This window comes from Streptomyces sp. NPDC048473, from assembly GCF_043200155.1.
GTDB lineage: Bacteria > Actinomycetota > Actinomycetes > Streptomycetales > Streptomycetaceae > Streptomyces.
Genome location: NZ_JBICXE010000030.1, coordinates 52,216 through 77,598 on the forward strand (window position 1 = coordinate 52,216; position 25,383 = coordinate 77,598).

At 67.7% G+C, this 25,383-nt stretch carries 25 protein-coding genes and 1 pseudogene; 12 read left to right on the forward strand and 14 right to left on the reverse strand.

Annotated features, from left to right (window positions below):
* Positions 1-107: 107 nt before the first annotated feature.
* A complete protein-coding gene (locus tag ACGFU7_RS34385; protein WP_393701165.1) occupies positions 108-557 on the reverse strand; it encodes a hypothetical protein in 450 nt (149 codons plus the stop codon).
* Positions 557-1,156 (reverse strand): hypothetical protein, encoded by a 600-nt coding sequence (locus tag ACGFU7_RS34390; protein WP_393701167.1) that lies wholly within the window; start codon positions 1,154-1,156, stop codon positions 557-559. Before ACGFU7_RS34390 ends, ACGFU7_RS34385 begins: the two co-directional genes overlap by 1 nt.
* 153 nt (positions 1,157-1,309) lie before the next feature.
* On the opposite strand from ACGFU7_RS34390, the gene ACGFU7_RS34395 reads away from it, so the two are divergent.
* Together ACGFU7_RS34395 and ACGFU7_RS34400 are read left to right on the forward strand one after the other, a co-directional pair.
* A complete protein-coding gene (locus tag ACGFU7_RS34395) occupies positions 1,310-2,155 on the forward strand; it encodes a pentapeptide repeat-containing protein (protein WP_393701168.1) in 846 nt (281 codons plus the stop codon).
* Between the two features lie 157 nt (positions 2,156-2,312).
* On the forward strand, positions 2,313-3,677 hold the full coding sequence (locus ACGFU7_RS34400) for a radical SAM protein (RefSeq protein WP_393701170.1): 1,365 nt from the start codon (positions 2,313-2,315) through the stop codon (positions 3,675-3,677).
* Here ACGFU7_RS34400 and ACGFU7_RS34405 read toward each other — a convergent pair.
* Complete coding sequence (locus ACGFU7_RS34405; RefSeq protein ID WP_393701172.1) at positions 3,637-4,587, reverse strand: LysR family transcriptional regulator; 951 nt, start codon at positions 4,585-4,587, stop codon at positions 3,637-3,639. The genes ACGFU7_RS34400 and ACGFU7_RS34405 overlap by 41 nt on opposite strands.
* A gap of 116 nt (positions 4,588-4,703) precedes the next feature.
* On the opposite strand from ACGFU7_RS34405, the gene ACGFU7_RS34410 reads away from it, so the two are divergent.
* Positions 4,704-5,576 (forward strand): oxidoreductase, encoded by an 873-nt coding sequence (locus tag ACGFU7_RS34410; protein WP_393701174.1) that lies wholly within the window; start codon positions 4,704-4,706, stop codon positions 5,574-5,576.
* 76 nt (positions 5,577-5,652) lie between these two features.
* On the opposite strand, the gene ACGFU7_RS34415 is transcribed toward ACGFU7_RS34410, so the two are convergent.
* Positions 5,653-6,348, reverse strand: a complete 696-nt coding sequence (locus tag ACGFU7_RS34415) for an NADPH-dependent F420 reductase (protein WP_393701233.1) — start codon at positions 6,346-6,348, stop codon at positions 5,653-5,655.
* Between the two features lie 154 nt (positions 6,349-6,502).
* Between ACGFU7_RS34415 and ACGFU7_RS34420 the strand changes: the two genes are divergently transcribed.
* Positions 6,503-7,054: a glycoside hydrolase family 25 protein gene (locus tag ACGFU7_RS34420; RefSeq protein ID WP_393701175.1), complete on the forward strand. Its 552-nt coding sequence runs from the start codon at positions 6,503-6,505 to the stop codon at positions 7,052-7,054.
* A 231-nt stretch (positions 7,055-7,285) separates the two neighbouring features.
* Positions 7,286-7,819 (forward strand): zinc-binding dehydrogenase, encoded by a 534-nt coding sequence (locus ACGFU7_RS34425; RefSeq protein WP_393701177.1) that lies wholly within the window; start codon positions 7,286-7,288, stop codon positions 7,817-7,819.
* A gap of 118 nt (positions 7,820-7,937) precedes the next feature.
* Here the strand turns inward: ACGFU7_RS34425 and ACGFU7_RS34430 are convergent, their stop codons facing one another.
* Positions 7,938-8,345 (reverse strand): VOC family protein, encoded by a 408-nt coding sequence (locus ACGFU7_RS34430; protein WP_393701178.1) that lies wholly within the window; start codon positions 8,343-8,345, stop codon positions 7,938-7,940.
* A 58-nt stretch (positions 8,346-8,403) separates the two neighbouring features.
* On the opposite strand from ACGFU7_RS34430, the gene ACGFU7_RS34435 reads away from it, so the two are divergent.
* Together ACGFU7_RS34435 and ACGFU7_RS34440 are read left to right on the forward strand one after the other, a co-directional pair.
* On the forward strand, positions 8,404-8,868 hold the full coding sequence (locus tag ACGFU7_RS34435) for a MarR family winged helix-turn-helix transcriptional regulator (protein ID WP_393701180.1): 465 nt from the start codon (positions 8,404-8,406) through the stop codon (positions 8,866-8,868).
* Between the two features lie 36 nt (positions 8,869-8,904).
* Positions 8,905-9,174, forward strand: a complete 270-nt coding sequence (locus ACGFU7_RS34440) for a hypothetical protein (protein WP_393701182.1) — start codon at positions 8,905-8,907, stop codon at positions 9,172-9,174.
* A 54-nt stretch (positions 9,175-9,228) separates the two neighbouring features.
* On the opposite strand, the gene ACGFU7_RS34445 is transcribed toward ACGFU7_RS34440, so the two are convergent.
* Entirely contained in the window at positions 9,229-10,521 is a 1,293-nt protein-coding gene (locus tag ACGFU7_RS34445) for a nucleotidyl transferase AbiEii/AbiGii toxin family protein (RefSeq protein ID WP_393701184.1), read from the reverse strand.
* 248 nt (positions 10,522-10,769) lie between these two features.
* Here ACGFU7_RS34445 and ACGFU7_RS34450 point away from each other — a divergent pair, with 248 nt between their 5' ends.
* Positions 10,770-11,939 carry a S1 family peptidase gene (locus ACGFU7_RS34450; RefSeq protein ID WP_393701186.1) on the forward strand — a complete coding sequence of 390 codons (1,170 nt, stop codon included), beginning with the start codon at positions 10,770-10,772 and terminating at the stop codon, positions 11,937-11,939.
* 288 nt (positions 11,940-12,227) lie between these two features.
* On the opposite strand, the gene ACGFU7_RS34455 is transcribed toward ACGFU7_RS34450, so the two are convergent.
* Together ACGFU7_RS34455 and ACGFU7_RS34460 are read right to left on the reverse strand one after the other, a co-directional pair.
* Positions 12,228-12,704 carry a hypothetical protein gene (locus ACGFU7_RS34455; RefSeq protein WP_393701188.1) on the reverse strand — a complete coding sequence of 159 codons (477 nt, stop codon included), beginning with the start codon at positions 12,702-12,704 and terminating at the stop codon, positions 12,228-12,230.
* 447 nt (positions 12,705-13,151) lie between these two features.
* Positions 13,152-13,766: a hypothetical protein gene (locus tag ACGFU7_RS34460; protein WP_393701190.1), complete on the reverse strand. Its 615-nt coding sequence runs from the start codon at positions 13,764-13,766 to the stop codon at positions 13,152-13,154.
* Between the two features lie 588 nt (positions 13,767-14,354).
* On the opposite strand from ACGFU7_RS34460, the pseudogene ACGFU7_RS34465 reads away from it, so the two are divergent.
* The 3 genes and pseudogenes from ACGFU7_RS34465 to ACGFU7_RS34475 all read left to right on the forward strand — a co-directional run.
* A pseudogene (locus tag ACGFU7_RS34465) lies at positions 14,355-14,507 on the forward strand (IS630 family transposase); the annotation flags it as partial.
* A gap of 738 nt (positions 14,508-15,245) precedes the next feature.
* Positions 15,246-15,749 (forward strand): lipocalin-like domain-containing protein, encoded by a 504-nt coding sequence (locus tag ACGFU7_RS34470; RefSeq protein ID WP_393701192.1) that lies wholly within the window; start codon positions 15,246-15,248, stop codon positions 15,747-15,749.
* A gap of 517 nt (positions 15,750-16,266) precedes the next feature.
* Positions 16,267-16,911, forward strand: coding sequence for a LysE family translocator (locus tag ACGFU7_RS34475; protein ID WP_393701234.1), 645 nt, complete (start codon positions 16,267-16,269; stop codon positions 16,909-16,911).
* A gap of 115 nt (positions 16,912-17,026) precedes the next feature.
* Here ACGFU7_RS34475 and ACGFU7_RS34480 read toward each other — a convergent pair whose 3' ends face one another.
* The 6 genes from ACGFU7_RS34480 to ACGFU7_RS34505 form a co-directional block, all read right to left on the reverse strand.
* Entirely contained in the window at positions 17,027-17,635 is a 609-nt protein-coding gene (locus tag ACGFU7_RS34480) for an IS630 family transposase (RefSeq protein WP_393701193.1), read from the reverse strand.
* Positions 17,636-17,671: 36 nt separating this feature from the next.
* Positions 17,672-18,088 (reverse strand): transposase, encoded by a 417-nt coding sequence (locus ACGFU7_RS34485; protein ID WP_393701194.1) that lies wholly within the window; start codon positions 18,086-18,088, stop codon positions 17,672-17,674.
* 758 nt (positions 18,089-18,846) lie between these two features.
* Complete coding sequence (locus ACGFU7_RS34490; RefSeq protein WP_393701195.1) at positions 18,847-19,947, reverse strand: M20 family metallopeptidase; 1,101 nt, start codon at positions 19,945-19,947, stop codon at positions 18,847-18,849.
* A 605-nt stretch (positions 19,948-20,552) separates the two neighbouring features.
* Positions 20,553-22,334: a pectate lyase gene (locus ACGFU7_RS34495; protein ID WP_393701196.1), complete on the reverse strand. Its 1,782-nt coding sequence runs from the start codon at positions 22,332-22,334 to the stop codon at positions 20,553-20,555.
* Between the two features lie 254 nt (positions 22,335-22,588).
* On the reverse strand, positions 22,589-24,031 hold the full coding sequence (locus ACGFU7_RS34500) for a recombinase family protein (protein ID WP_393701197.1): 1,443 nt from the start codon (positions 24,029-24,031) through the stop codon (positions 22,589-22,591).
* A gap of 136 nt (positions 24,032-24,167) precedes the next feature.
* Positions 24,168-24,638, reverse strand: a complete 471-nt coding sequence (locus ACGFU7_RS34505) for a GNAT family N-acetyltransferase (RefSeq protein ID WP_393701198.1) — start codon at positions 24,636-24,638, stop codon at positions 24,168-24,170.
* 304 nt (positions 24,639-24,942) lie between these two features.
* Between ACGFU7_RS34505 and ACGFU7_RS34510 the strand changes: the two genes are divergently transcribed.
* Positions 24,943-25,350, forward strand: coding sequence for a hypothetical protein (locus tag ACGFU7_RS34510; protein ID WP_393701200.1), 408 nt, complete (start codon positions 24,943-24,945; stop codon positions 25,348-25,350).
* The last annotated feature ends 33 nt before the right edge of the window (positions 25,351-25,383 follow it).

The window sequence follows — 25,383 nt, forward strand, 5'->3', positions numbered from 1 at the left end:
GTGGCCACCTCCTATAAAGATGTAATACCCACCATCATTGCGCGCATGGGTTCCTGACCGCCTCGGAGCCCCCTGATCCGGTGTTTGTGTACGTTCCGCCGTCGGCGTCACAGAGGGTCGAAGCCCCGCAGGAAGTGATCGCGCAGGACGGCCCGCCGACGTGCGTCGGCCAGCCGCTCGTCGACCCAGAGGAAGAAATTGTCCGACAGGGTGTCCGTCCAGTCGTAGGCCGGATCGTACGGGCCGGTGTCCGGCGGGGGCAGGTGCGCCTGCCACGGAGGATCCGGCGGACTGTCGACGGTGATGGTGCGGGTGCCGTCCGGCCGCTGCTCGTGCCGGACGGTCACCCTTTCGCAATTCCAACGGTGTCCGCCGTACTGCAGCCAGAGAACCGAATCATCGGCGTACAGGGCGGCGGCGGCCGTGCCGGTGCGGTGCGGCAGTACATGGACGAAGCCGTGGCAGCGGCCGGCGGCCGGGGTGAGGAGCCCGGAGGCAGGGTCCAGCGCCCACACCGTGCCGTGGCGGTCGTAGTCCTGCAGCACTGTCGTGGACATCAGTGACGCGGCTCCAGACCGAGTTCCCGGTCGATCGCGGCATTGCTACGGGTCGCCGCGTCGATGACCGCCGCCCAGCTGCCGTACTTGGCGAACTGCTGGTCGGCCGTCGGGCCCAGCGGGTTGCCGTACTTCGCCATATTGCGTGCCTCCAGAGCCTGCACAGCCTCCGGCGACATACCCGCGCGAGTGATGTCCTTGGCCTCGTTGCGCATCTCGACCAGTACGCGGGCGATCTCCTCGTCGGAGCGGCCTTCGGCGCGCATCCGGTCCTCGACCCGCTCCATGGAGTCGAGCAGCTGGTGGTAGCGGATCCGGACCTCGCGCGCTTCCGCCCGCTCCTGCGGATTCATCTCGCGGATCGAGCAGACGACCGGATCGCTGCTGGTGCACGGCGCATCCGGACCGGACGCGGTCGAATGCGCGATGCCGGCCGACGGTCCGACGGCAGGGGCGGCCAGTGCCGTCCCAGGGGTGAAGAGGGCGCTGCCCGCCACGGTGAGCAGCGGTAGGAGAAGGGTGACGACCAGTCTGAGGATGAGCCGGCCCCGGCGGGACGCGGAGTAGGGCGATGCGGCAGACAATGCACGTACATGCATGAAGAGGTGCTCTTTTCGCCAAAGGGGCAGGGCGAAACGGACGCTACGGTGGCCGGGGCGTATGGGGGCGATCATGAAATCGGCGCGTTCGGGTGACGGATCCCGATAGGGTCGACCGTCCGACAGCTCCGTACCCCAGAGGATCCACGCACTGTGCCCGACAATGTCCAAGGCCCCGGCACCGACCGCACCGATCGTGCTTCGCTGCGCGCCGACTGTGCGAACTGTTTCGGGCTCTGCTGCGTCGCACTGACCCTGACCCGGTCCGCGGACTTCGCGATCAACAAGGATGCCGGTAAGCCCTGCCGTAATCTGCAGGACGACTTCCGCTGCGGCATTCACACCGACCTACGGACCCAGGGCTTTCCCGGCTGCACCGTGTACGACTGCTTCGGAGCGGGCCAGAAGGTCTCCCGCGAGACCTTCGGCGGGCAGGACTGGCGCCGGGCTCCGCAGACCGCCCAGCCGATGTTCCAGGTGTTCCCGGTCATGAGACAGCTCCATGAGCTCCTCTGGTACCTCACGGAAGCGCTGTCCCTGGAACCGGCGCGCTCCCTGCACGGCGAGATCCGCCGCACCCTCGACGAGACGGAACGCCTCACCCATCTCCCGGCGGACGCGTTCACGGACCTGGATGTGGCCGCGCACCGCGACGACGTGGCCGCCCTCCTGCTCCGTACCAGCGAACTCGTACGAGCCACGGTGCCCCGCAAGAAGAAGCGCGACCACCGCGGCGCCGACCTCATCGGAGCCAGGCTCAAGGGCGCCGATCTGCAGGGCGCCGATCTGCGGGGTGCCTACCTCATCGCAGCTGACCTCAAGGGTGCCGATCTGCGTCGGGCCGATGTGATCGGGGCCGATTTCCGGGACGCCGACCTGGCCGGCGCCGACCTCACCGGAAGTCTCTTCCTCACCCAGGCTCAGCTGAATGCGGCCAGGGGCGACGCGGCGACGAAACTCCCGTCCTCGCTCAGCCGCCCCACGCACTGGGACCGGTGATTCCCGGCCCGGACCGCGATTCTGACGGCCCGGACACCACCCGCGCGGCAGCGGAACGAATCGGCCGGTGCGGCGGGGCACCGCCGACGCCCGTGGTTCGTTGCACAGTGTGGCGTACCCGGAACGCCTTCGACGACCGGACCGAGGAGTCCCGCACATGCCCAGCAGTACCGACCGCAGCCACACCGAGCAGAGTCGCGCCGACGGGAGTCGCACCCGCCTGATCGAGCGGCTCATGGAGCAGTTCCCGCACGTGCCCCGGGAAGCCGTCATCAAGGAAGACCTGCTGCGCGGCGGCGTGGCGTTCGACGAGTCCGCGCTCAGCGACAACGAGGGCGGTGATGTCAAGCCGAAGTCGTACTTCATCTTCTCGTTCGACCACGGAACCCTCCCCGAGCTCGGCGCGGCCGCACTCCGCCGCCCGCCGGAGGAGATCGTGCTCACCGGAGGTCCGTACGAACTGCGCAGGACCGTGGTGTCGGTACGGGTCAACCCGGCGTCCCCCTACCGTGTCGCGGCCGACGACGACGGCGTGCTCGGGCTGTACCTCGACGGCAGCCGGATCTCCGACGTAGGTCTGCCGCCGATGCCGGACTACTACCGGCACACCCTGGGCAACGGCAAGTCCGTGATGGAGGTCGCGCCCACCATCCAGTGGGGCTACCTCGTCTATCTGACGGTATTCCGGGTCTGCCAGTACTTCGGGGCGAAGGAGGAGTGCCAGTACTGCGACATCAACCACAACTGGCGCCAGCACAAAGCGGCGGGACGCCCGTACACCGGTGTGAAGCCGGTCGAGGAGGTCCTGGAGGCGCTGGCCATCATCGACAAGTACGACACCGCGAAGACGTCCACCGCCTACACCCTCACCGGCGGTGCCATCACCTCCCACATCGGCGGCCGCGACGAGGCCGATTTCTACGGGCAGTACGCCAAGGCCATCGAGGAGCGCTTCCCCGGTCGCTGGATCGGCAAGGTCGTCGCCCAGGCCCTGCCCAAGGCCGATGTACAACGCTTCCACGACTACGGCGTCCAGATCTACCACCCCAACTACGAGGTATGGGACCGCAGGCTGTTCGAGCTCTACTGCCCCGGCAAGGAACGCTACGTGGGCCGCGACGAGTGGCACCGCCGCATCCTGGACTCCGCCGAGGTCTTCGGCCCCCGCAATGTCATTCCCAACTTCGTGGCGGGCGTGGAGATGGCCGAACCCTTCGGCTTCACCACGGTGAACGAGGCCATCGACTCAACCACCGAGGGCCTGCGGTTCTTCATGTCGCGCGGCATCACCCCGCGCTTCACCACCTGGTGCCCGGAGCCCACGACCCCGCTCGGAAAGACCAACCCGGACGGAGCGCCGCTCGAGTACCACATCCGCCTGCTGGACGCCTACCGCGCGACCATGGAGGAGTACGGACTCAGCTCGCCCCCCGGCTACGGCCCGCCCGGCCCCGGACGTGCCGTCTTCTCCGTCAGCTCGTTCATGGACAGCCTGCCGGCCCGTCCGGACGACGCTCAGTAGCACCGAGCCGATCGTCGGGCACCACCTCGGCGGCGGAGGCCAGTTCACGTACGACCCGGGTGAACCCCTCCACCAGGACGTTGTCCGTGCCGTCGACCCAGGCGAGCACGGTTCGCAGCGGCTCGACATCGGTCAGCGGCACCCACGAGAGATCGGGCCGGGCGTAGTACCGGGCCATGCTCAGCGGTGCGAAGCAGACGGCGGAACCTTCCGCCACCTGCTCCAGCATCTCCTCGACGTTGTCGTTGGTCGGCCCCCACTTCGGACTCGATCCGTCCGGGCGGGGGTTGACCGCCCACCAGTCCACCCATTCGCGCGGCGCCCGCTCGGTCCACATCAGCGGCTCGTCACCCACGTCGAGTACGGAAATCCCGTCGCGGCCCGCGAGCGCGTGCCCGGACGGGAGTCCCACGACCCGTGGCTCCGTGTGCACCACCTCGGTGCACAGCCCGGTCAGGTCGTTGGGCAGCCATACAAAAGCCACGTCGACCAGCCCTTCACGCAGAGCCGCGGCCTCCTGGCCCCAGTCGTACCGCTTGGGCGCCACTCGTACGCCGGGGTGGCGCCGTGCGAACTCGGCCCGCGCCCGGGTGGTGAGTTCACCCGCACCGCTCGCCTCGAAACCCACCCGCAGCACGCCCGTCTCCCCGCGCCGATGCCGCTGCGCTGCGGCGGTCACCCGCTCGGACTGACGGACGGTGAGCAGGGCCTCGGCAATCACCTCGCGCCCGGCAGCGGTCGCTGACACACCACCGGCGTGCCGGTCGAAGAGCCGCACTCCCAACTCGGACTCGAGGCTCTTCAGGGCGTAGGACAGGGCCGGTTGGCTGACGTACAGCCGTTGCGCGGCCCGTCCGAGGTTCTCCTCTTCGGCGATCACGGTGAGGTAGGTCAGCTGACGCAGCTCCATCCAGCGATCATAAAACGTCTTTATGGAGCGAGAGGGACTCTGTCTTGGACCACCCCGGATGTCGGCTGACATAACTGAGTCAGCTCAACAACCCCTTTGAACAAGTGGAGTTACGGATGAACGCAGAGACCGGCGCCGCTGACCGCGACCAGGTGAAGGGCCGCGTCTGGCTGATCACCGGAGCGTCTTCCGGATTCGGCCGTTCGATCGCTGCCGCCGCTCTGGCCGCCGGGGACACCGTCGTGGCCACGGCCCGCAGGCCCGAGGGCCTCGACGATCTGGTCGCCGCGTACCCCGACCGGGCGGTCGCAGCCCAGCTGGACATCACCGACACGGCACGCATCGCCGCAGTCGTCGCCGACACGGTGCTCTGGTACGGGCGGATCGATGTGATCGTGAACAACGCGGGACTCGGCCTGGTGGGGGCGGTCGAGGAGACCACCGACCGAGAACTGCGGGATCTGATGGACCTGCACTTCTTCGGCCCCGCAGCACTGGTCCGCACGGTACTGCCCCACATGCGCCGTCAGCAGTCCGGCGCCATTGTGCAGATGAGCAGCCAGGGCGGGCGGTTCTCGTTCCCCGGAGTCGGCGCCTACTCGGCGACCAAGTTCGCCCTCGAAGGGCTGTCCGAGGCGCTTGCGGCAGAGGTGGCCCCGCACGGAATCAAGGTACTGATCGTCGAACCCGGATCGTTCCGGACCGGGTTCGCCGGGGGAGGGGCACTCCGGCAGACCGCCGCGATCCCTGCCTACGAGGCGACCGTCGGCCCCGTACGGGCCAACCTTCCCAGCTCGGACGGCAAGCAGGAGGGCGACCCCGACAAGGCCGCCACGGCCATCCTCACCGCCCTCGCCGCCGAGAAGACGCCGCTCAGGCTGCCGCTCGGCAACGATGCGACCGATGCGATCCACGCCCACCTCGACGCCGCCCGCGCCGAGACCCTTGAGTGGGAGACGGTCAGCCGCAGCACAGACTTCGGCGAATAAGGGTCGTGGGCGGCGGGGCCGAGCTGTTGGGCGCACGCACCGGGGTGAACCCGTCGATTGCCGACGCCCCGTGTCGTCAGGCGCGCCACTCCGCCGTTCGCTCCGGGGAGGCTTCGGCGAGCGCCTTGGCAACGGCTTCGGCGTCACCCTGGTGACCGTAGACGGGTGTGCCGGGCTGCTGTCGCCAGGACTCGTCGAGGCCACCCGCGTCCACGGTGTCGAACCCCAGCTCGTCGATGAGGTCGCGTACGAACTGCTTGGCCGCCGCGTCGTCACCGGCCACCGGCAGTGCCTGACGGCCGGGGCTGCCCTTCGGGAGGCCGTTGGCGAGGATGTCCTGCGCGTACGTCCCGTTGAACGCCTTGATCACCGGGTGGCCGATCTGTTCCTCGGTCCACCGGCTCTCCGCCAGACCGTCCTCGATCGCGGCGATGCGGCCGTCGCGCTGCTGCGGGTAGTAGTTGCCTGTGTCGATGACCACGGCCCCCTCCGCGGCCCCGTCGAGAAACCCGGAGGGCAGAGCGGGGACAGCCTTGACAGGGACGGTGACGACTACGACCTGTGCTCCCCGAGCAGCTTCCGCGGCGGTGACCGGGGTGGCTCCGGTCTCCTCGGCGAGCGCGGTGAGCGTCTGCGGACCGCGCGAGTTGGCGACGGAAACGTCATGGCCCAGCGCCGTGAGGCGCCGAGTGAGGTTACCGCCGATGTTGCCCGCTCCGATGATGCCGATCTTCATGGATCCGACCTTCCGATGGTGGCTGCGGTACGTGATGTGGTCTCGCCGCTTCACCAACTACCCACTGCGGGTCCATATTCCGGGTGATGGCAAAACGATTCTCCCCTTCACCGGAAGGATGGGACCGGACGACTGCGGGCACGTACTGGAAGAGTCACGGAATCACCGAGCCCACCTGGAGGTGGTGCCCATGCTGCATGGCGTCGATGTCAGCTCGTATCAGTCGTCCTTCGACACGGACGGACTGGACTTCGTCTTCATCAAGGCCACCGAGGGCCGTTCGTACATCAATCCGCATCTGACCTCGCAGGTCAAGCGTGCCAGGGACGCGGAATGTGTGGTCGGCTTCTACCACTTTCTCTGGCCGGGCAACATCACGGCGCAGGCGGAGTACTTCGTGAGCAAGGCTCCGGAGAAGGCGGGTGATCTGCTCGCCGTGGACTGGGAAGAGAATGGCGAGGGCACACGGGCGAGCAATTCCGAAAAGGACCGCTTCATCCGTGAGGTCAAGCGTCTGAGGCCCCATAACAAGGTTCTGCTGTACTGCAACCGCTACTTCTGGCTGCACCACGACACCACGTCGTATGCGGGGGACGGCCTGTGGATAGCCGACTACGTGACCGCAGGGAAGCCCAGGATCAAGGCGTCCTGGCGCATTCATCAGCACACCGACCGGCCGCTCGACAAGGACGTCGCCGCTTTCTCCTCGCGGACCGCCATGCGTGACTGGGCTCGTGGGTAGTCGCACGCGCGGGCTGTGCGGTCGGCGATCGGGCATCGACGATCGGGCACGAGGCACGAGGCACGAGGCACGGGCACAGAACACCGGGCACCGGGCATCGGGCACTGAGCACTGTGCGCGGAGGAGCGAAATCCGGACGGACATTCACGCTGCGCAGGGCGACTGGCCGGTCAAGCCCAGCCCGCTGGACGCGGCACCGCTGACCTGTGCGGCGTCACCACGTACAAGGCCGTGAAGCTGTCCGGCGTGCGCCCAGGCACGCGCGCACTTGTCCCCGGCATCGGTGGCCCGGGCCGCCTCGGCCTGCAGTACGCGCGGATCCTCGGCGCTGAGACGATCGCCGTCGACGTCGCCGACGAGAGGCTGGCCCTCGTCCGCGAACTGGGCGCCGACCACGCCATCGACGCCCGGGTCCAGGATGTAGCCGAGGAGACCCACCGGCTCGGCGGAGTTGACGCGACTCTCTCGCCGGCCGCGAGCAACGCATCGTTCAGCGCCGCCTATGGTGCGCCGCGCCGGGACGGCACGCTCGTGCTGGTGGCGCTCCCCGCCGAGGGCAAGCTAAAACTGCCCGTTTTCGACACGGTGCTGAACGGCACGAAGATCGTCGCTACCCGTGAGGAACCTCCCGAGGTGTTCCAACTGCACAGGCTCGGCCGCACACGTGTCGTGCGCGAGAGCCGGGGTCTTGAGGACATCAACGCGTCGATCGACGAAGTGCTGAAGGGCAAGGTGTCAGGTCGTCTCGTCTTCGGCATACGCTGAGCCGCACACGTACGGAGCGCGGCGGTGCTTGTCCGCGCCCTTGCCCGTGGCTTCCCGAGTCCTGGTCCGTGTCATCCCCGAGTCCTCGGCCGGGTGCGGAGGGTGCCGCCCGGGCCGCTCAGTACGACTGCAGCTCGATGAGGTAGCCCTCGGGATCGCGCACGTGGGCGGTGCGGAGCGTGGGGCCCCAGTCCGGCCGGTCGCACGCACCGGCGACCGGTGAGGCGCCGTGTTCCAGGCAGAGCGCCAGCCCGGCATCGACATCGGCGACCCGGCAGACGAACATCGAACGGTCCTGGGCGGGCGATGCTTCGACGGGCAGGCCGGCGGTCTTGGCGACGGCCGCCATCGCGCCACGGTCGAAGAGCACCAGCACCCCTTGACCGTCGACGTCCCAGTGCGCGTACGGGCCGGACTCGCTGCCACTGGCCCGGGTGGCCCCGATCAGAGCTCGCAGCACCGCATCGTAGAAGCGGAAGCAATCGGTGAACCTGCTGACCAGCAGGCGCGGGTGCAAGGCATCCATGGCGTGCTCCAATTAGTAGGTGAATACCCATCATTGGTGGATGCCTAAGATATCGTCGATGAGCGAGACGCCGCCCAGCCTCCTGGGACTGACGACCTATCTGCTGTCCAAGACCGGCAAGGCTGCGCGGAGCCGGCTGGCAGCGCGACTGGCCGAGCGCGGTCTGCGGATCTGGCACATGGCCGTGCTGTCGGCGCTTGTCGATTTCGGCCCTCATGTGCAGCGGGAGCTGGCGTCACGGCTCGGGATCGACCGGAGCGACATGGTCAAGATCGTGGACGATCTGGCGGTGGCCGGACTCGTGGACCGGGCTCGCGACACCGCCGACCGCCGTCGGGTGACCGTCACGCCCACCCCGGCGGGCCGCACGATGCTCGCGGACCTGCAGGCCGAGGCCCTGACTGTGCAGCAGGAACTGCTCGCCCCCCTGACCGGCACCGAACAGGCGCAGCTGGCAGACCTGTTGAGACGTGTCCACGCCCATGCCCACGAAGGGCCCGAAGAGCCGCGGTCAGGTCGCTGAGCAATTCCCCGAGTCCTGTACGGCAGACTTTCCCGGGTGAACACAGCCGCGGCTCAGCCGCCTCGTGACCGTGCGCTCGGGCGCGGAATCTCCACCCTCATTCCGCAGGCCGCGACCGCAACCCCGGCCGAACAGGCGGCGGCCGTACTGACGGCCATGCGGAGCGTTCCGGTCCGGGTGGGAGTCCTCCAGGCCGCCGCAGTGCTCCTGGAGGAGCGCGTGCGTGCGACGGAGGACGGCGCGGAGCGCGTGGCGGCAGCGACGACGGTCGCCATGCTGCGCAGCGCTATCGGCCAGGCCGGCTGAACCAAGCAGCCGTGCCGGGCGCGGGCCCGGCGAAAGGTCTGGGGGATTCGCTGATCAGCGCAGCACGTCGAGAGCCCGGACGCACGCGTCCGGATTCTCCCGCCAGTAGTGCCAGCTGTCCTCATAGGACAGAACAGTGGCGAGGGCGTCCTCAAGCCCGAGACTCCGAGAGCCGGCGAGCTCTCGTACGATCACGACGGCCGCCGCCAGCCCGTCGCCTCCCCCTTCGGCGAGGTACCCGAGGGCGGCTGCACGGTGCTCGGCCGGCGTCGTACGCGTGGATTCCACCAGCGGTTGCAGCCAGCGGGCCCACCGGGTGCAGGAGTCCTCATCCGGTGGCTCCGCCCTCTTCAACAGCGGTGCCAGTGCCCGAGCCAGACGTTCGCGATAGCTCGCCGCACTCTCTGTGACCCACGGGTGTTCGGCGATGAAGTGTCCCCAACCGGTCTCCACGCCCAACTCGTCGAGCCACCAGGTACCGGCGGGCCGCAGCCCTTCGGTGCCCCCGAGGACGAAGGCGTCCCGCACCAGTTCGTACCGTGGTGGAGTGGCCTCCGCCAACAGGACCGCGTCGTACAGGTCCTTCCCCTGCGGGTACGCGTCAGTGACCAGCCACAGCAGCTTCCAAGCCAGTGACAGTTCGGGAGTTGCGGCGAGTACGCGGCACCCCGGGCCGTCCCCCAGCGGCTGCAGTTCAGTGGCTGCTGCCGGGGTGGGCAGGGTCTCGTTGAAAACCACATCGAGTTGTACGGTGCCGCTGGGCACCCCGGGCGCCGTCCAGGGCAGCAGCATGCGGCGGCCCGGAACCCGGTCATACGTCCAGATGTCCTCCGTCACCATGCCGGCCGCGTCGATCCGGACGGAGCCACGGGCGGCGGCCGCCGCGTCCCGGGCGATCGTGTCGAACAGACCCGAGGTCCGGGCGCCGTCCATGGCCCAGTCCTGAGGCACGACGAGGAAGTCCAGGTCGCCCGGATCGCGAGCCGCTTCCCCGAACCACGTGGCCATCAACACGCTGCCACGCAGCACAAGATGCCTGCCCCACGGGCCGTCCGCGACAGCCGCGAGCACCGTATCCAGCACGGTACGCCGAGCCCGGTGCCAGGCCCGGCCCATCTCCTCGTCCTCATCGTCGAATTCCGGCTCCCCTGCCCGGTAGGCGTTGGCGAACTGTTTCAGGGCGGGCTCGAAGATCACCGGGTGGCTCATACCGGCCGGGGCGGGCAGCAGCGTCCCGGGAAGGTGAGAGCTGCGCCGGGTCTCCTCGTCAAGGGGCACATGCGGGACTCGCGGAGAGCCGTGCCAAAGCCCGTGCCAGGAAGAGGAGTTGTCGGCGGGGGGTGTCATGGTGAGGCTCCTGAGGGGAAGTGTGCTGCTTTCCGCGTGATGCGTGGCGACAGTTTCCGCGCCGGACGCGCGCGAGCGCCTGACAAGAGGATAGGTCCAGACGTATCCATTGGCATGGACCTGATAGACGCTCTGGGCTACAGTCCGTTGCGGCACACTCTGAGAGCGCTCTCAGGTGAGACCTCTCGGACGCCTGCTGTTCCTCCCCACGATGTCGGAACAACAGAAGGGCCATTCCCTTGAGACGCATGACAGCCTTACGCGCGAGCCTCGCCGCCACCCTGGTCGTCGGAGCCTGGGCGACCGTAGGTCTCGCCTCGGCCTCCGCCTCTGACTCCGCCGTGAACTCACAGCCCACTGCTTCCCGTGCCGATACCGGCGAAGCGCCGGCGTCCGCCGGACTGATCTCTGCCATGCGGAGAGATCTCGGCCTGACGGAAAGTCAGGCCAGGACGCGTCTGGCTGCGGAGAGGACGGCAGCAGCCGTACAGGGCACAGCGCAACGGGCCGCCGGATCGTCGTACGCAGGCTCCTGGTTCGACCCGGCCACGGGCAAACTCACCGTAGCCGTCACCGACGGCAAGAGGGCCGACGCCGTAGGAGCGGCCGGTGCGAGCGTCCGGCTGGTGAGTCACAGCGCACGGCAGCTCGACGCGACCAAGACGCAGCTCGACAGGCTGTCCGCGCCGGACGGCATCAGTAGCTGGCATGTTGACCCGAAGGCCAGCCGGGTCGTCGTGAATGTCGTCGCATCGGCAGCAGATGACAACGATGTCCGAGAGTTCGTCGAACAAGCCCGCAAGGCCGGACCCGTCCTGGTGAAGCAGACGCCCGAGGCGCCCAAGACCTTCTCTGCCGGGACCGTGGGCGGCGACCCGTACTACACGGGCAATGTCCGGTGCTCCATCGGCTTCTCCGTGTACGGCGGCTTCGTCACGGCCGGACATTGCGGTCAGGCAGGCGCGGCGGTCAGCGGATGGGACGGCTCGGCCATCGGTAACTTCCAGGGATCATCCTTCCCCGGTGACGATTACGCCTGGGTCAGCGTGGGCAACGGCTGGTGGACCGTCCCCGTGGTCCTCGGCTGGGGCACCGTCTCCGACCAGCTGGTCCGGGGCTCCGCAGAGGCACCCATCGGTGCCTCGATCTGCCGCTCCGGCTCCACGTCCCACTGGCACTGCGGCAATGTGCTCGCCACGAACGAGACCGTGAACTACAGCCAGGGTGCCGTCTACCAGATGACCAAGACGAGCGTCTGCGCCGAGCCGGGTGACTCGGGCGGATCGTTCATCAGCGGGGACCAGGCCCAGGGCGTCACGTCCGGCGGCTGGGGCAACTGCAGTAGCGGTGGCGAAACCTGGCACCAGCCGATCAACGAGATCCTGAACCGGTACGGGCTGACACTGCACACGGCCTGACGGTACGCAGGCGGGCAGGATCGGTTCTCCTGCCAGCTCTTCTCGAAGGGCCTGTCGCGACAGAAGGTTCATCACTTCAGCGCGACAGGCCTTTCGGGGGCGAGGGCGCCCACGCTGGGCCAAAGGCGGCGAGGCATGGTAAGGAAGGCCGGGCAAGGGGGCGACGGTGGTGTTCCGGTGGCCGTGGGCGGTCGGTGAGAGGACCTGGGCGTGGGTCGACGTCATCGTCTTCCCTGTCATCGCGCTGATCGCGTTTCCAACATCCTCGGTGACCGCACACCCGATGGCTCAACGGACTTCTGGAGCGGGGTCTGACCGTCGGCGAAGTGTGCTGAGCGCGTCCCAGCCGGCGCCGGGCGGGAACAGACGGACGGCGGTGCTGCGGCCAGGGTCCAGGATCACGTAATGCTCAGGGAGACAGGACAGGTCGCCCCAGGGCTCACGGGTATGGGCGCGCGCCAGCACGCGACCGGATTCGGTGCACGCGATCCACTGGACCAGGAGGAACTCAGGGGCAAGGCTGACCGAGGCTCCGGTCAGGGGGGCATCGCCGTCGTGCTCCACCAGACGCAGGGGTGAATCGCGCCCATCGCCCTGGCACTGGGCAATTCCCGGACCCAGCGGCGAGGGCCACAGCCCCCAAGCTTCCGCCAGCACGGCGAGTTCCACTCCGGTGGTCTCACCGATGACGACTTGTTGTCGGAGAAGCAAGGAAACGAGCTGGTTGAGGCCGCCCTCCTGCTCACCCATGTTCCAGGCGTCCATGACCTGCTGAGCATCTACGGGAGGCAGGAGAGAGGCGAGGCGGCGCCAGAGCCGGCTTCGTCGATCACGTGCGAGAGGTTACCGACTGATGCCGTCACACCGGGGAGTCGCACGGAGATGAGGAAGGTGGTGGCGACAGCCATGGGCAGGCAGGTCGGTCGGTGGCGTCGGGGTCATGTAGTCCAGGGCGCCCCCCACCGCGCTCGAGCGCACACTGCGGAGGCGTGTGGGGTGCGGGTGTTCTGGCTGGGCTGGCAGTGGTTCGCTGCCCGGCTTTACTATGGCGTGGCAGGTGTGTGGGTTTGTCGGGCGTTGGTCGGGTGTGGGCATCCCGTGCCGGGGTGTCCCGGCCGGGGATACGCAGACCGGAACCCCGGCCCGATTCCGGCGGGCCGGGGTTCTGTATCAGGCGGTGACCCGATCACCGGCCTGTGTAGTGGTGCTCGATCACCGGCCGCTGCCGTAGCCGCCCTCATCGCCGCCGCCGTAGCCGCCTTCATCGCCGCCGCCGTAGCCGCCGTCGTGGCGGCGCTCGATCACTCGGAAGCTGCCCACGACTCCGTGGTGGACGAAGACGCCGCCCCGGACACGGCCGGGGAATACGCCGTCGCTGGAGCTCCAGGGACCGACGGTCGCCAGCGGGGCGCCGTTGTCGCAGGTCGCCCCGCGGAAGACCTCGATGGTCCGGCGGCTGTCGTTGCGGATGTTGAGGCTAGTGGAGCCTAGTCCGCTGACCACGGTGATGCAGCCGCCGGGGTCGGCGGTGTAGGTGCGCTCGTTGATCTGGATCCGGCCCTCGTAGTGGTCCCGGTAGCCGTGGCCCCTGTCGTAGCCCCGGTCGTCATTGCCCCTGCCTTCATTGCCCCTGCCTTCATTGCCCTTGCCCTCGTCGCCCTTGCCGGCGTCGCCGCCGTCGAGGGCCGAAACGGGGGTGGTGGCCTGCTGGACGACAGGGGCTGCCTGGGCCGGTGCGGTGGCGGCCGAGGCGTAGGTGATGCCGGTGGCGGCCAGGGCCGCGGCGGCCGCGATGGCGGCGGTAACGACGGTGGAACGGGTAACCATGTCACTTCTCCTGTCTCAGAGAGGTCGGCTGAGCAGCCGGCCCGTGATTGAACGTACTTACGGTCCCGATAGCTGTCATATCGGACACGTTGGAGGGTTGGTGCTGGGGCGCCGATCGGGGTACACGAGATACTCATTTGCGATTTTCAGATAATCCAATGAGACGTCAATTGCCCTTATATATGGGCGAATTGATGTCTCATTAGTCCGTCCAGGCGACTTTCTGATGCTCACTCACCCCTGATGGCAGCGTGTCTTTGTTGACATGGCCTGGGCCGCAGCCGCTCACCATCGTCCTGAATGCCTGTCATCCACGACCCCACCTGTCCTGACCTGCGGTGACGGCTCGTACAGCCGTTGGCGGGCCCCGGCGCGCAGCCGGTGGGCGTCGTGGATGGCCCCAATGGGCAGGGTGCGCCGCCTGGGTCCGGGTTCGATGACGTGTTCCGGGTGGGCAGGCCGGCAGGGCTGCCCTGTTGTCCGGCTGCCGCGGCACAGCGGGCTTGCCCCTGCCTGCGACCAGGCCGGTGAGCGGGCGCGCCCGGTATGTGGCGGAATCCATCCTCCAGCGCCGGTGATGTCGTCGCAGGACGTGAGGCCCTGCGCGGGCTGCTGGCCTGCCGCGGAATCACTTTCCAGCGGACCAAGACCTGGAAGGCGTCCACCGGCCCGGACTTCGATGCCAAGCTCGACCGGATTGAGTACGTGTTTACCCAACGGCCGGACCGCATGTTCGCGTTCGGGGCACCGGTGCCGCCGGTGTAAGAACCGCCCCGGTCATGGCAGATGATCTCGGAGCAGGGATGTTCACGCTGCCGGCCGGCCGGCGTCGCAGCGTCTCGGCCGGGCAGTAAGTCGAGAGGCTGGCCGGTCTCGCGGTCGATGAGGACAGTGCCGTAGTGCTGCCCACGACGGGCGGCGAAGTCATCGACCCCCAGCACCCGCGGAACCGTCCAGGCAAGATCGAGCGGGGCCATAGCCGCCCGCACAGTGTCGTCCGGCTCACGCGTGCATGCAGGACAGCGGCAAAACGGTTTCCCGCCCCGCCCGTGAACGCGACGGCGACAGCCACCTCCAGAACCCACCGAGCGGCAGGCGTGCGGCGGCTATGACGAACGGTCAGGCCCTCGGCCTGCTCGGCGAACGTACGCCGCGAACAACGAGAGTTCTCGCAGTACAGCTGCCGCACCGTCAGCTCGATCAGTACTGGCTGATCCCCGAACCGGCGTGTCGGCCAGACCTCTTCCGTACATGCTGTGCACCGGGTTGGACACCACCGCACACCCGGGGCGGACAGGGGGTTTCCGGACACCTTGGGGATCAGCCGGTGCCGGGGGTCCGCGCCTGGCTTCTGCGGTCTGTTGCACGGGTAGGGACGAGGACGAAGCCGTCCCTACGCAGCTTTGCCCAGAAGCCCAGAAGCCCAGAAGCCCAGAAGCCCAGAAGCCCAGAAGCCCAGAAGCCCAGGAAAGGAAACACGTGTACACCCCGTCCCACACCGAATCGCACCGTCGGCCCGCCCCCCGGCCGGATGAGTCCGAGCATCCGCTCGTAGGCGCCTGGCTGCTCAGCACCGTAGCCATCGTGGACGACTCCGGTCGCACGCTCGAACACCCCCTGGGACAACGCCCGACAGGACTGATCACCTACACCGCGGACGGCCACATGTCCGTGAGCATGCTGAACCCGGACCTGGAGTCCGGCCCGGCACCAGAGTCGGGGGCGGCCGAGCCGGTCGATACGGCGACCCTGTTCAGGACCTCCCCATACCTGGGGTACGCGGGCGCGTACGAGGTCATGGGCGATCTGGTCGTCCACCACCTGCACGTGGCGTCGTTACGTCCGTGGGTCGGTACCAAGCAGGAGCGCCGATGGAAAGTTGAGGGGGACCGATTAACCCTGCTTCCCCCGACAGAAGGGACCGGCGAGGACGCGCGCACCCCGCACCTTGTGTGGCACCGGCCGACCGGGGACGCCACGTGAGCGACGACTGGATCCAGGTGCACCGGCCTTCGGGCCGCTCACTTCCGCTGCGTGGCGTGGGATGCGGACCCTGAGGACCGACCCGCGCTGATCCTGCCTGTTGCACAGAGGCTCGGGAGCCGCTGACTGGGCCCGGGCCGGCGCGCGCCTGACGGCGTCAGCTCCGTGTGCGCGGGTCACCCGGTGAGGGCGACCACCCGGGCGGGAGTGCTCGGCAGTGTCCGGCGGTGGAAGCGTCAGACCGGGAGGGCGCGATTCTCCCGGTCTGACGGAGAAACACATGCTGCTCGCTCGCCGTGCAATCGTGCCGCGAACGCCCTCGCCCGCATCATCCAACGCGTCCGTTATGACCATGGATCGTCTATTGATCAGAAACTCATGGGGTTCTCGTTCAGGACGTAGCGGATGTGCGGGCCACCTCAGCCGCCGTGGGTGCGCGCCCCCCACCACCTGGAGCACCGCCGACCGGATGCCGGGTGCCGTCTGTTGCGCCGCGTCTGACATGGTGGCGTGTGTGATGATCTCATCGGCGGCAGCCGGCGGAATGGCCCTGGTCGAACTAGGAATGGCACTGACGCCGGGCCCGAACATGGTGTACCTGGTGTCTCGGAGCGTCAGCCAGGGCCGCGTGGCTGGGCTTGTCTCGCTGGTCGGGACTGCGGCGGGCTTCCTCGTGTACATGACTTTGGCCAACGTGGGGTTGGCGGTGGTCTTCGTTGCCGTCCCGTGGCTGTACATCGGTTTTAAAGCTGTCGGCGCGGCCTACCTCGCATTCCTGGCCTGGCAGGCGCTGAGGCAGGGAGGCCGCGGGTTGTTCGAGCCACGCAGCCTCCAGCGCGACTCGCACTGGAGGCTGCTGCGGATGGGGCTGATCACCAACCTGCTCAACCCGAAGGTCGCCATCCTGTACCTCGCGCTCATCCCGCAGTTCATCGATCCCGCACGCGGCCACACCACGGCCCAAGGGTTCACTCTCGGCGCTGTGCAGATCGCGGTAGGCCTCACCGTGAACGCGCTGATCGTGCTCGCGGCTGGATCAATCGCCAGCCTGCTCAAGAGCCGCCCGGCATGGGCCAAGTGGCAACGCTGGACCACTGGGAGCCTTCTCGGCGCCGTCGCGATCGCCCTCGCCCGGGAGGTACCCGCCCGCGCGCGGGCTTGACCTCCGTCCACAAACCTTCTTCGCACCACAACGTCGCCGTCAGTTTCGGGACCTCCGGTGCGGCATGGATGGCGCGCTTTCCGGATCACCGTGTAGGTGTCGACTGTCCTATTGATCAGAAACTCATGAGGTCCTCGCCCAGGACGTAGCGGACGTGTGGGCCGCCGAAGCAGCCACGGACGACGTGCGGTTGCCGTTGGCGTTTACGGAAGAACCTGCGTGTCTCGGCGGCGAGTTCGGCCTGGTTCCGGGCCCGGTGCTGCTTGGCCAGGCTGTGTTTGAGGTCGGCGTTGACCAGTTCGTCGGGGTTGAGCTCGGGCGAGTACGACGGCAGGAAATGCAGCTCGACGTCGTCGGGGTGGGCGGCGAGCCAGTCGCGGACCTTCTTGGAGCGGTGGGCGGAGTGCCCGTCGACCACGAGATGGACCTTGCGGTCGAAGTGGCCGGCGAGCCGGTCCAGGAAGCGGCACATCACCTCGGCCGTGAAGCTTTCGGTGAAGACCATGAAGTACATCCGGCCCTTGGTACTGATCGCCGACATGGCGTTCACAGAAAACCGGTTCCCGCTCCGCCGCACGATGGGGGTCTTGCCCTTCTCACCCCAGGTGCGACCGGTTACCTGGTCGGAGCGGACGCCGACCTGGTCGCCGAAGAGGATCTCGCCACCGTCCCGCCTCACTTGCGCACGGATCTTCGGCCACGTCTCGGCGTGCCAGCGGCGCACGGCCTCCGGGTCCTGCTCAACCGCCCGTTTGTCCGGTTACTGGAAGGACAGACCCCACCGTTTCAGGTACTTACCCATCCCCGGCTCGGTCAGGCGGATCCGGTACAACTTCGCGATCAGCTCGCCCACCAGCCGCCGCGTCCTTAACTGCCCGACCAGGCCCACATCACAGGGCCGGTGGTCGAGAACCGCCTGCCGCACAGCCGCCTGCTCCGCCTCACCGAGCACCTGGTGCGCCCCGACCGGCTTGCCGCGAGGCTGCATGACCAGCGCCTCCCGCCCACCGACCTGCCACTTTGCCCACCACTTGTCGACGGCCTTCAGCGATACCCCGAACACCGCAGCGACGTCCTCAAGGTCCCGACCCGCCACCAACGCCGCCACCGCCCGCAACCGCAGGGCCTCCTGCGCCGAAGGCGACAGATGCCGTGCGTCCCCCACCAGATCGCTCACACACGACCAACGACCCAGAACCCGAACCGTTTTGGATCAATATGCGGATGCGGTCGCCACGAGGGCCGCGGCGACCGGGATGCAGGCAGACCGATCATCGTGAAGCGCAGCACCCTGTACGCGTCGAGCAGCCGCTCACCTGCGGCGCCTGTACGGCAGCGGGTCCGAACTCGGTCACGCCGTGGCGGAGCGGTCGCTGGAGCGTGCCGCAGGGGTGTCGGACGTCGCTCCGCTGCCGGTGGGACCGCCCGTGCACGTGCTGGTGGTCCATACCGGGCAGCCGGCGAATCTGCGCCGGTCCGCGGACGGGACGGCACGCCGGGAACGGTTCGACGCTGGGGAGGCACTGGTCAGTCCAGCCGGGTGGGCGTCGCGACCTCACTGGCAGGACGACGTGGAACTGATGCTGCTCGGGATCGATCCGGTGTGGCTGGCGAAGCTGGCGGCCGAGGGTGGGGCCCGCAGGCCGAATGGAGCTGGTCCCCCGGTTCCAAGCCGCAGCTGCGCGCCGGGATGCGGTTGTGCGCGGCGGACGATGACTCGCCTGTCGTCGGGCATCCGGCCAGCCACCACCATCGGCGCGGACCAGCACCTTCCGGCCCGGGTGGGACGGGTTGACCCCGGGCCCGGTCGCAAGCGCGTCTCTGGCCACGGCGATGTGATCGGCAGCGGTGTTCGATCACCGAACGTGAATCTCGCAGATCGCGACCTCGCGTGATCGCTCGCAGGTCGCGCAGGCTCTGCACATTCCCGTTCTCCTATGTGTTTTGAATCGCGTTCACCAGTCCAGCAACAAGATTCGCCCGCTCGGCCATGACTTCGATCACCAGGTACTCGTGGTCGGCGTGGGCACCGCCCCCGACTGCTCCAAGGCCATCAAGTGTCGGCACCCCCAGTGCGGCCGTGAAGTTGCCGTCGCTTCCGCCGCCGACTGCCTTGCCTTCGAGGCCAGGAAGCAGCTGCTTTGCCACCGCAAAGAGCTTGGTCGACGCCGACTCGGGCATCGGGGGTCGGCTGATAGCTCCCTGAACCGCGATCTCCGCCTCATCGAGATGCGGAGCCAGTGCTGCGAACGAAGCTTCGATTCGCTCTTTCTCGCCGGCCGACTCGACCCGGACGTCGACGATGACGGTCGCCTCTGCGGGAACGACGTTGTCCAGGGTTCCTGCGGACGCGACGGTCGGGGTAACAGTCGTGCCAATCTCGGGTCGACCAAGCGCTGCGATATCCAGTACCTGGTGTGATGCTTCGATCAGGGCGTTGACCCCGGCTGCGGGCTCAAGGCCTGCGTGCGACGCCCGGCCCGTGATGGAGACTTGGAACGTGCCGCAGCCTTTACGGCCGGTCTTCAGGGCTCCGCCATCAGCGGCGCCCTCGAGCACAAGTACAGCGCCGCAAGCAAGGGCTCGTTCTTCGATGAGAGCTCGAGAGGAGCGGGAGCCAACCTCTTCGTCGGAGGTCACCAGGACCTCGACGCCTGACCGGTCATCGAGCGTCGCCAGGCCATGAATGGCCTGTACCAAACCGCCAAGCATGTCAAAGACCCCAGGGCCGGTTGCATGCCCGTCTTCGACCATGAACGGGCGACGTTCAAGGGTGCCGAGCGGAAACACCGTGTCATGGTGACCGAGGATCAGTACTTTGGGATCGCCACCAGCTGACCAGTGGACGTGCGGCCCGGCTTCGCCCTCAACGAGGATGGCCTGCCCGCCAAGGCGGCTCTCGACGACAGCGGCGACAGCTTTGGCCGATGCCATCAATGCGTCGAAATCGCGCGATGGAGACTCGATTTCGACGAGTGTCCTGAGGTCCTCAATCATCGCGTCAACACTCACATCGACGGTCGTGCGCATCGTCATGTTGCAAGGGTAGCTGGCACGCCATGGCGGAAGGGACTGCCCCCGATTCGGTTGACTCCTGACCTATGAGGATTGGTTTCCTTGCTGGAAGGATGTTCACCATGCCGAAAGCGCTCCCGCCCGAGTTCCGCCGTGACGTGGTCGCGTCGCCCGCAAGGGCGAGGCCCCGTTGCAGCAGGTCACGAAGGACTTCGGGATCTCCGAGGCCTGTCGGCACCGCTGGCTCAAACTCGCCGACACTGATGACGAGGTCCGCCCGGGCGTGACGACGACGGAGTCGGCCGAGCTGCGTGAGCTGCGTAAACGTAACAAGCTGTTACGACGATACGGTGGTCACCCCCAGCGTGACAGCGCAAGCTACCTGATCGCTCGGGACTCACCGAGCGTCTCGGCCGGCATCACATCCCGTCGCCTGATCGCGGACCACGTCGAGGCCCCCACGGCCGGAAGCGCTGAGAAGGACACGCTCCGCGACGTGGTGGGGGCGCTCGCGATGGCTTACCAGGACTGCCCCGACTTCAATCAGTCCTGGTTGCAACACCAATCAACGGCCTTGCGCGCAGTGTGGGTCCGGATGCGGAGTGATCGAAGCGCAACGTGGCCAGTCAGACGGACACGTAGGCGATGAGCTTGGCCATGTTGGCTGTGTAGGCAGCAGATGTGATCCCCAGGGCGCTCTCGTGCTGCTGGTAGGGCGCTTCTGCCGGCGGGTCCGCCGGGTTGTAGGGCGAGGTGTCGTACGTGTCACCGACGTTCTTGCTCATAAAGGCCGTGCCGTCGTACGGGCTGGTGGGGGCCTGCCCGCGGTAGGGGTTGGTGGTGGTCCCGATGGGAGTGAGCCAGTGGTTCCTGTCACCCAGGTCCGCGACCAGGGCATCCGCCTGGGCGGCGGTCACCGTGGGCAGCACAATCGGTGCGTCGCGAAAGAGGTCCGTCAGGTCGAGGTCGCGGATGCTGAAGTAGCGGGGCAGCTCGCCCGGTTCGCCCGGCGTGAGCGGTGACCTGGCCCGCAGATCGGCGACCTCTGCGCGGCTGAGGGCCATCAGCTCGTCGTACGTCTCCTTGAGCCCTTCGATGTCGATGGAGCGTCCGCTGGAGTAGTGACTCAGGGTATTGCGGTGGTCGTAGTCGTAGTAGTAAGCGCCGTTGCGGATGTTGGATCCGAAGCGATGCGTGAAACGGGCGCGATTGGTGCCCAGCTCTACGAAGGTCGGGTGTGTGGCGGTCTTCAGCAGTGGATTCTCCTCCTTCTGCTCGCCACTGAGCGGGCAGGTCTCCAGCCACGCGATGGCCTCGGGCACGCGCCGCAGGTAAGCCAGGTCGCCGGTGAGCCGGAAGTAGTGGAACAGCTGACGGATGTTCGTCTGCGTGGTGTGGGTGGTCAGGGCGCGGGGTTCGTATGAGCGGGCACTGGCCGGGGCACCCGCAGGGCGACCGCCGACCGTGTGCGCGAGGTGTTGCAGCCCCCATCCCGCCTGCGGCCCAGGCTGTTGCAGCCGATGCAGGCATGCCATCGCCCGAAGCACCGGTCGGTTCAGATCGCGCCGACCGAGTGCCGAGGCGCACATGAGGAGGAACTTGATGTTCTCGCCCAGTACGTCGTCGTTGAAGGTGACGTGCGGCGTGTAGTCGCCGTCCTCCATGCCGTGCTTGACATCGGCCGGTAGCCAGGAGGGCCGGTCGTCGGGCCAGGGCATGTCACGGACAGCGCCGGAGAAGGACGGGAAGCGCTGGGGCCAGCCGCCGTCCGCCGGACCACCGCGGAGCTGCGCCTTCAGCATGAAGTCGATGACTCGGTTCAGGGCCGCTTTGAACTTGGGGTGCCGGCGCTCGACGTAAAGGCGCAGGATCAGCTGGGCTGCGCTGGAGGTGCCCGCGTCGTCGAAGGTGGCGTTGCCGTAGTAGTGCTGAAACTCCTCGAGCCGCCAGCCGCTTGCGCCGACTGTGGCGTACCAGTCGCGCAGGGAGGCCTCGCCGGCGAAGTCGTGGATGTAGTTCCAGCCCCCGACCGGGAGTTGGGCGTCGACCAGTGCGAGCCCGGTGCGCTCGGCCGCACGATAGTGGGCCTCGTCCCCTGTGGCGTGATACGCGTCGAGCAGGCTGTGCCCGACGCTGGGGGTGCCCGGCGGCTGGACCCAGCACATGGTGCGCTTGGCCTGCATCTCGCCCCAGGTGCTGGAGAGATCGGGCAGGTAGCTCCACACATACGCGCCCCGGTGGGACACGTGCTCGTCCATGAAGACCGCCGCACGTCGCATAGCGCGGATCGAAGGTGTGCGGGCGCTGTCGGTGCGGCGCTCGGCGGCCTGCGCCGGCGTTGCCGACAAGCCTGCGAGCGAGCCGAGCGCGGGCGCTGCGACGAGACGGGTGAAGGTACGACGGGTCATGTTCGCTCTCAACGGAACTGCCTCCAGGCATGAAGAATCCGCGCTGCGGCTCGTGCGCCGGGCCAGGCGGCCCGACGCACGACCTCGCAACTCAGTTGTTGGGGGAGTGGAGTTGCTGCTGGTGCCTACACCTACCACCGGTCATTGACAGGCCTCAAGGTTCTGGACAGTGAAATCTGTTCAAGTAGGTGACCCTATCGAGGACATTCATGCCGAATTTGCCCCAACTGTCCCTAAGGAAATCGGCATTCTGTTCATGTAGTGGAACTCCTCTTGATGCCTATCTGTGTCTCGTCGAGGTTGCGGGTGTGAGGCGGCAGTGTCGGGTCGCCGCTGCCGATGGGCCGTGGCTCGCCGCAATAGGGATGCTTGGCTTCGAGCAGCGCTTCCAGGCCGTCCTTGAGCTTGAGCTTGGATGCCTGGTGTGCGTTCACCACGTCAGAATGGGCGGATGCGTGAGAACGAACCGGATCTGATGAGGTTATTGCGCCAACTCGATTACCCGGTGTGGCTGGAGTGGTCCAACGGAGGTGAGGTTGCCCAAGTCCCGCTTGACCAGGGACCACACGCCATCGGTCGTTGAGGCCGGATGCGTAGGTGGGCAGTCGGAAGACGGTGAACCAGTCAGCGCCGGCGGCAATGAATTCACGCAGCGGCTTGGCCGGGTGCAAGCGGACGTTGTCCCAGACCAGCACGATGGGATCCCCGAGCCGGACGCGAGCACGGACCAGCAGGTCACGGAAGCCGCGCCGGCCGAAGCCCTTGGGCTGGTCCTTGCGTTCCGTGTACTCGCGGATGGTGCAGATCAGGCGGGAGTGCTCTCCAGGTTTGTAGCAGGCCATGCCCGCCATCGAGACACAGCCCGCCCCCGCACCCTCGCTATTGGTGTGCGGCCGACGCGGCCCCAGGTCCTGGGGCGCGGCGGCGTCATGAACTGGTCGGCCTCGTCCCCGAAGATGATCCAGCCGTTGCACGCTGCCGCGTTGCTCTTGCCCGCGGCCAGATCTCGTTCTTCCACTGCTGCGCACTTGCTTCGAGCCGGCGGGGTACGGCGCCGGCTCGACGTTTCTTGAGGTCCGGGATGTGGTTGTAGAGGATGCTCGGGGTGACTCCGAGGAGCGTGGTGATGCTCGTGATCGAGTGCTCGGAGTTGGGGAGCAATTCGTGGGCGGCGCGGATGGCTTCCTTGGTGGCGACGGTGGGGCCCCCGGCGACCCGGGCGCGGGCGCGGGCGCGGGCGGAGGCCGGGGGCCCTCGTTGGCGCCGATGACGATCAGCTTGCGGACGAACTCGGCCAGGGCGGCGAAGACGTGGAAGAGAGCCGGCCGCCGGGGGTGGTGGTGTCCAGGTTCTCGTGCAGCGAGGTGAAGCCGAGGCCTGCGTTCGCGGAACTCGGCAACCACGTTGATGAGGTCCTGGAGGGAGCGCCTGTAGCGGTCCGGGCTGGGGGTGACGAGGATGTCGCCCGGGTCGAGAAAGGCGTCGCAGGCCTTCAGCTCCGGCTGCAGCGCGTTCTTGGCGGACTTCTTGTCCGCGAAGATCCTCCGGTATCCGGATGCGGTGAGCGCGTCGATCTGCCGCTCCAGCTTCTGCCCGCTGGTGGACACCCATGCGTGCCCGATCCTGATCTCGGTGCGGACGATTGGCTCGGCGACGAGGACGCCCGGGCGGTCGACCGGCTCCAGCGCGTGCGTCATGACCCCGGAGCACGTCAGAGAACGGCGGTTCGGGGTTGCTGAACGACCCTGGTTTTTGAAGGATTCTGGAGGCCCGCGAGACTCCGGCGAGCGATCGCCGGGGAATAACGGTTTCTTGAAGGCGGCGGGTCGCCTGTCACGGACGCCAGTACAGCGAGGGGTCGGGGTGGTCGACGAAACCAAGTGCGCGGTAGAGCGGTTCGCCGCCGGAAGAGGCGTACAGGTCCACCCGGGCGACCTCACGTTCCCGGAACCAGTCGAGCAGGCCCTGCATGATCGTGCGGCTGTGGCCGCGCCGTCGATACGCCGGATCGGTGACCACGCCGATCACGTGTCCGATCCGGCCGTTGTGCAGGTGCGGGCCGGGCAGCCGTTGCTCGATGGTTCCGATGCCACAGGCGGCAAGGCCGTTGTCGCCGTCCACGACGAGGATCCGCACGGCGTCCGCTGTCAACTGTTCCTTCAGTACCGCAGCAAGGGTGTGCCGCCAGTCGCCGTCTTCTGCTGAGGGGTTGAAGAATTCGCCGCCGAGGGTCTCGAACAGCAACGCCCGCAGGCGTACGAGCTCCGTGACGTCGTCCTCCACTGCCTGCCGTACACATGACATGTAATGACTCTATCTTTGTTCTGACGCTTACGACAACCCATCTCAAGGCGGCGCCGTCGAGTAGCCGGCGGGACTGGAGGTTCGGAGGCAGGCCCTGGCGGAGTTGTCCTTCCGTCCCGCTGCGAGCTCCCGTGCCCCGATCGACCTCACCGGTCCTGTCCCGTAACAAGATCGCCACCGCAGCCCAGCAAGTCGTCGACGAGCGCGGAGACTTCACCATCGGACACGCAGCCGGCGCACTCGGAGTGCGCACCGCGTCCCTTTTTTCAACCACGTCGCGGGATGCAGCGAGATCATCGACCTCATGCGGTACCACCTGGTGCCCGGATGGCTCGGCGAGCACACAGACGTCGACGACTTCGCCCCGGCCCCAGGCACCCCCTGGCAGGACGCCCTCAGGGGACTCGTCACCGACCACCTCAACGCCCACCGCGGCCTCGTCCCCCTGCTGACCAGTAACACCGTGACCGCCCCCGACATCACCCGCTGCTACCGAGCAATCGCCACCATCCTCCGCGACGCCGGATACCCGACGAACACCTCCTCGACGCCGTCACGGCCGTCGACGGATTCGCCCTCGGGGCAGCCCTCGACCTCGCCGCGCCCGAACACATGTGGGATCTCGAACACTTCACCGACGGTCCCATGCGCGACTCCCCGCACGCCGCCCCAAGCGGGCGCCGACGTGCCGGCCAGTTGCCTTGTACGGTGACGCCCCGGCCTTCATGGCCTCGCAGCCGAGCCC